Source organism: Paenibacillus sp. OT2-17 (assembly GCF_009827695.1).
GTDB classification, from domain to species: Bacteria; Bacillota; Bacilli; order Paenibacillales; family Paenibacillaceae; genus Paenibacillus; species Paenibacillus polymyxa_B.
Window position 1 is genome coordinate 1 of the sequence record NZ_WUDQ01000189.1, and the last position, 6,384, is coordinate 6,384.

5 protein-coding genes are annotated in these 6,384 nt (G+C 43.8%); 2 read left to right on the top strand and 3 right to left on the bottom strand.

The window, feature by feature from the left end; genetic code table 11:
- On the top strand, positions 1-808 hold an 808-nt coding region (locus GRP75_RS16840; protein ID WP_202404180.1), incomplete at its 5' end, for a beta-galactosidase trimerization domain-containing protein.
- 101 nt (positions 809-909) lie between these two features.
- Complete coding sequence (locus GRP75_RS16845; protein ID WP_160789860.1) at positions 910-1,962, top strand: glycoside hydrolase family 53 protein; 1,053 nt, start codon at positions 910-912, stop codon at positions 1,960-1,962.
- A 96-nt stretch (positions 1,963-2,058) separates the two neighbouring features.
- Here GRP75_RS16845 and GRP75_RS16850 read toward each other — a convergent pair whose 3' ends face one another.
- From GRP75_RS16850 to maeA, 3 genes are all read right to left on the bottom strand, one after another.
- On the bottom strand, positions 2,059-3,822 hold the full coding sequence (locus GRP75_RS16850; RefSeq protein WP_076264806.1) for a methyl-accepting chemotaxis protein: 1,764 nt from the start codon (positions 3,820-3,822) through the stop codon (positions 2,059-2,061).
- A 325-nt stretch (positions 3,823-4,147) separates the two neighbouring features.
- A complete protein-coding gene (locus GRP75_RS16855) occupies positions 4,148-5,107 on the bottom strand; it encodes an AEC family transporter (RefSeq protein ID WP_160789861.1) in 960 nt (319 codons plus the stop codon).
- Positions 5,108-5,205: 98 nt separating this feature from the next.
- The coding region (gene maeA / locus GRP75_RS16860; RefSeq protein ID WP_160789862.1) for an oxaloacetate-decarboxylating malate dehydrogenase at positions 5,206-6,384 on the bottom strand (1,179 nt) is incomplete at its 5' end.

Here is a 6,384-nt window from a genome sequence, read left to right on the forward strand (position 1 = left end):
GGGACCGCGGAACAAGGGTGTGAAATATGAGGAGACAGCTGAAGCGCATTATTTGGCACTTTGGGAGCAGGGAGTGCCCGTAGATGTCATTCATATGGATGCAGATTTCTCCAAATACAAACTTTTGGTAGCTCCGATGTTGTATATGGTCCGCAGCGGTGTGGGGGAACGTATACAGAAGTTTGTTGAAAACGGTGGCGTTTTCGTAGCAACCTATTGGTCTGGTATTGTAGATGAACATGATTTGTGCTTCCTTGGAGGCTTTCCGGGCCCGCTTCGTAAGACGCTGGGGATCTGGTCGGAAGAGATTGACGGATTGCATGATCATGACCGTAATCACATTTTGCCGGTTGAAGGCAATGAGCTGGATCTGCAAGGGGAGTATGAAGCTGTAGAATTGTGTGATCTCATTCATACGGAGGGTGCTGAGGTACTGGCTGTATACGGCTCAGACTTTTATGCAGGACGCCCGGCTTTGACGGTGAACCGTTTGGGAGAGGGAAAGGCTTATTACATCGCATCACGCAACACCGGACTGTTCCACAGTCATTTTTACAGAAGTTTAATTGATGATGCAGGAATCAGTAAAGCGCTCAATGTGAAGTTGCCTCATGGAGTGAATACAGCGATTCGTACCGATGGGGTTCATGATTATATTTTTATACTGAATTTCACGCATGAGCCGCAAAAGATTACGTTGGATGGACGAACTTATGTGGATATGCTTGAAAATCATGAGATAGAAGACGGCAGCGTTCAATTGGATGCCTACGCTGTTAAGGTTTTAAAGACAGAGCGCAATAAATAGAACATGATATTAAAGTGTGATCTCTGTCGTTTTCCCGAGTGAGGGAACTGGTAGTTGGTCAGAGGCAATGAGAAGTATACAATTCGGATGGGAGATGACTTATGAAAACAGGTAACCGCACGATGGTATTTGCGATGTTGATCTTGCTATCCAGCTTATTGTATCCGTTCGGCTCTGTAGGGTTGGGTGCGGCTTCGGCCGCCCCTGCTTTCGCCAAAGGAGCAGATATAAGCTGGGTAGCAGGAATGGAAGCGCAAGGTATGACTTGGAAGGATAAAAAGGGTGTTCGTCGAGATATACTGCAAATTTTGCGAGATGACGATCAGATGAACGCGGTACGTATCCGTGTGTGGGTAAATCCTGACATGAAAGATTATGCAAGCGGATACATGAATGCCGAAAAGGCAGCAGAACTGGCGCAGCGAGCTAAAAAATTGGGTATGAGCGTTATGCTGACTCTACATTATAGTGATTCCTGGGCAGATCCAGGGCAACAGAACAAACCTTATGCGTGGCGTAATTTTACATTTACACAACTCATGGATGCAGTCTGGTCTCATACGGTTTATGTTATGAACACGATGAAAAGCAAGGGGGTAACACCGGACTGGGTGCAGATCGGTAATGAGACGAACAATGGAATGCTCTGGGAAGACGGCAAAGCTTCGGTGAACATGAAAAACTATGCCTGGCTCGTCAATACAGGTAATAATGCTGTAAAATCGGTAAGCAGCAGTACTAAAACGATAGTACATTTAGCCAACGGGGATAACGGTTCCGTGTTGAACTGGAATATCGGCGGGCTGATTGATAATGGAGCTCAGTTTGATCTCATCGGGCTGTCTTTGTATCCGTCTCCTTCTGACTGGCAGGGCAAGGTGGATCAGACGATTACCAATGCCAATAACCTCATTGCCAAATACGGTAAAGGTATTGTCATCAGTGAAATCGGGATGGAATATAACGAACCTGCAGCTTCCAAGGCATTTATTTCTGCAATCAAAACAAAGGTTCGGAACATCGGAGGCGGCAAAGGTACAGGGGTATTTTATTGGGAGCCGGCTGCAACTCCAGGTTACAATCAAGGTTATAACAAAGGTGCTTGGCAGGCTGACGGTAAACCAACCTCAGCTTTGGAAGGATTTGTAAATTAAGAAGTATGTAAGAGTATATCAAAGAACCTCTAGTTCGCTTTCTATGCAGACTAGAGGTTCTTTATTGTTATCTTGAGTTACTTGGAAGTTATAAAATTAGGCTTCCCGGTTCACCTTGAAGAACGAAATGAGCTCTTCCAGCTCCCCGGACATCAATGTAAGCTTGTCAGAAGCTTGGACAATAGAAGCCATAGACTCAGCCTGTTCTCCAATGGTATGCTCGATTTGTTTGCTGCTGCCGACTGTTTTGCTAACTGTCGAAGACAGCTCGTCAGAGGTAGCTGACATTTCCTGCGTGCTGGCCGAGATCTGCTCCGTTGCGCTGGATACCTCCTGAATTTGTGACGACACTTTATTAGACGCATCTAAAATTTCAGAGAACATTTCGCCTGTCTGCTTCGTAACTTCCAGCCCAATGTGAACTTCTTTTGTACCAAGGCTGATGCCTTTTACAGTCTGCTCAATTTCTCTTTGGATTTCTTCAATGAGCTCTGCAATTTGTTTGGCAGACTCTTGAGACTGTTCAGCCAAATTACGCACTTCTCCTGCTACGACTGCAAAACCTTTGCCCTCTTCACCGACTCTGGCAGCTTCAATAGAAGCGTTCAGTGCAAGCAGATTCGTTTGACTGGCAATGCCTGTAATGATGCTGACGATATTGCTGATTTCGTTAGAACGGTTCTGCAGCGCATTAACGGAATCAGCTGTACTTTCCATTGTAGTGGAGATGGAGTCCATTTGAGCGGAAAGCTTTTGGGCTACCTGATTGCCTTCAACGGAGCGTTTTTCCATAGAATAAGCTTGATCGGCTACGGAAGAGGAGCTTTCGGCAATCGTTTGGATAACTGTCGACATTTCATTCATAGCTCTGGAGCTTTCAAGTGCTGCGTGATCCTGAGCTTCAAGCCCCTGGGTTATTTCCTGAATATTGCTGTTAATGACGTTCGTATTCGTACTGTTTTTCTCGCTAATGCTTAACAATTCCTGGGCAGATCCCGTAACCTCTTGCGTCGTATCCTGTACTTTCACCATGGTATCGTTAAGGCGTTTGATCATAGAATTAAATTTTTGATTGATAATGCCAAGGTCGTCCTCGCCTGTCTTGATTTTTACATTCAGATTCCCCTCGCTGACTTCTTCAATGCCCTTCATCAGGCTACGAATCGGGGAGAGGGTACGTTTTACCAGTAAATATTGGACCGTTAAGAAGATCGCAAGGAACAGAATGAGCAATGAAACACCATATACAAGCAATTTATGAAGTCCGTTAGGTACAGAGCTCGCGTCTACGTCAAAGTATATCGCACTTGTGATTTTACCGCTTTCATCTGTAATTGGGTAAACAATGGTCGTCCATGTACCAAAATCGTCAGTATAAAAGCTGCTAAACGCTGAGTCTTTAGATTGAAGCATTTTATTTACACCTTGTACATTTTCGTCTGGAAGAGTGTACATATCCCCAATATTCATCTTCGAGTCTTGGAAAGCTTGGACTAAATTTGTAGGAACGCCAATAATGGAGGTTTGATTTCCTTCTGTTAGTTCTGTGCCAAATATGTAAGCTTGGGCAACATTAGGATAAAATGTGTGGATAGAATCTAGGAATTTGCGTAAATCCTGTTGAGCAGAACCGTTATAATCTTTTTCGCTTAATGCTTGTTGTACTTTTGTTTTGTCAACATCTTCTGCCCATTTTTTAGTCAATACTTTAACTTGGTCTTGCAGCTGCGTGGTGAGAATGTTCTTTTGAAGTATATAGCTGGATGTGATGAGAATAGCACCTATTAATACGATGTTAAGAAAAGAGATTAATAGATTTTTACCAAAAAAGGACATAGTTCTCCACTTCAAGTTTTTCACGTTTTCTTCTCCTTTGAATTAGCAATTTAGTTTCATATACAACCTACCCCATATATATTTCGACAATTTGCTTTCTAAATGTTAGGTATTTATTAAAAGGGAGAGTAGAAGGTTATTCAAAAAGAACGGCGGCCCCTAGTGAATGAAACGATGGGACCGCCGCTTGTCGGCAAAACTGGATTTTATGTTGTTTTTCCAACTCAATTCTTACTAAATCACTTTATTGTTCGAACAATATTTAAAAAATAAGATAAATGAGAGCAAACGGGTATACTTTATACCTATAAATACCTGGATTGCATTGAGGGTTCTTAAGTTTCTGTCCCTATAAAAGAAGTGAAATGAGTAAGGGTAGTGAAATGAGCGATAAGACTGAGCTAATAACAAATGCAGATGCAGCTTCCGTTTCCAGTGTTTCATAACGGGTAGCAATCATAGCGGCCACAGCCGAGCCGGGAAAAGCGACAAGCAATACGGCTTTGGTTACATCCTCATGGGATAGTCCTATCAGAACAGCAATACCGAGCATAACCATAGGCATCACGATGGCTTTCAGTACAGCGATGCTAAGTGCTTTTGGACTGAACGTAATCTTTTTGATACCAATGGTTACCCCGATGGCAAATAGGGCTGTACCAGCAGTAATATTGCCGATTTGATCAAACATGGATTGTAAAAGTTTCGGAGCGTGGAATCCACATAGAGTCAATACGACACCAAACAAGGGTACGCAGGCAAGCGGCTCGCTGAGTCCATGAAGGACTGATTTCATAGTGACTTTAAATAAGTTGCCTTTAGTGCCGTCGGATTCTGTTGTTTTGCGCTGACCGACCGTTCCCAAAATACTTGCAAGCGGATCAAGAATGGCATTAACGACGATCCCAGTAATCGCAATAGGGATGGCGACTGCCGCACTTCCGAACAAGCTTCCCAGAACCGGAATTCCCATGAATGCGAAAGAAGGCTGTGTTGAATTCAATGCGAACATGGAGGATTCAGTCAGGCCTTTTTTGGTAATTAAGCGATAAACAATGAGCAATACAATATAAAAGCCGATTACACCAAGTAGCAAAGCCACAAGAAAGGGCCACTTTTGAATCAATGTCTCTCTTGGTGTCGTCGTAATACCAATAAACAAGTGTGCAGGTAGAGCAAACTTCGTCACGAGTGTATTTAATCCCTTAGAAGAAGCAGGGTTAAAAGCCTTAAACAATCCTGCGAAATAACCAATTAAAATGACAAAGAAAATAGGAATTAAGATAATAAAAATATGACCTGTAGCCATGATGTCGCCTCCAATGAAGATGTCCGCCAAAAATGGCGGACATCAGTTAAATAATCACTTTGCGTATGCAAGTACAAATTTGATGTTGTCGCTATTTTTTAAACCAGGACCGCTTCCTGACCATATTGTTTGATTGGTTTATATTTGCAGTCCCACATCGCATCTCGAACCGCTTGTGCGATATCGTCCGGTTGATGACGCGCTACTCCATCCTGAACTGCTGCCTTGGCCACAGCCACGGCTACCGCTTCAGATACTTCGCGTAATTCATTGATTTTTGGCAGCAGGGAAGCACCAGGCTGCGACAAATCAACCATTTGAGCTACTGCATGGGCAGCTGCTGCAAACATGCTATCTGTTATAATTTTGGATTTTACCACGATTGCGCCAAGACCAAGACCCGGGAACACGAAAGCATTGTTGGATTGCCCAATTTCAAACTTAATATTGTTATAGATCACCGGCTCAAAAGGACTTCCTGTTGCAATGAGGGCTTTTCCTTCGGTCCAGTGGATCAAATCTTGCGGAGTTGCTTCTGCCAGTGGAGTCGGGTTGGACATAGGCATAATAATAGGACGTTCTGTATGTTTGGCCATTTCTTTAACGATTTCCTCACTAAATGCCCCAGTAACACCGGAAGTACCAATCATAATCGTCGGTTTTACGCGGCGAATGACTTCAAGCAGTGGGATTTTGCCATCCTCAGCATGTTCCCAGTCACGGCATTCTGCAACATCACGCACATAAGGGACTTGGAATGGAAAAAGTCCTTCTGTTTCGTTGGTAAGCAGGCCACGGTAATCATAAGCCCAGAAGTTACGTTTTGCTTCTGCTTCTGACAGTCCTTCCAGCATCATGGCTGCGCTAATTTGGTCTGCATTGCCGATTCCAGCAGCTCCTGGGCCAAAGACTAGAACCCGATGCTTGCTCAGTGGGATTCCGGACAATTGAACACCGGACATTACACCTGCGAGCGTAACCGCTCCAGTACCTTGAATATCGTCATTAAAAGTCAAAATACTATCTCCGTATTTATTGATAATGTTCCGTGCGTTGACATTGCCCAGATCTTCCCAGTGCAGCAGGGCATTCGGGAAAAAGGAAAGTGCAGCTTGAACATAAGTGTCAATAAATTGGTCATATTGTTTTCCACGTACACGCTTATGACGATTCCCCATATATAAAGGATCTTCCAATAGCTTCTCGTTGTTTGTACCTGCATCAAGAACAACTGCCAGTACTCGGCTAGGATCTATACCAGCAGCAGCAGTATACAC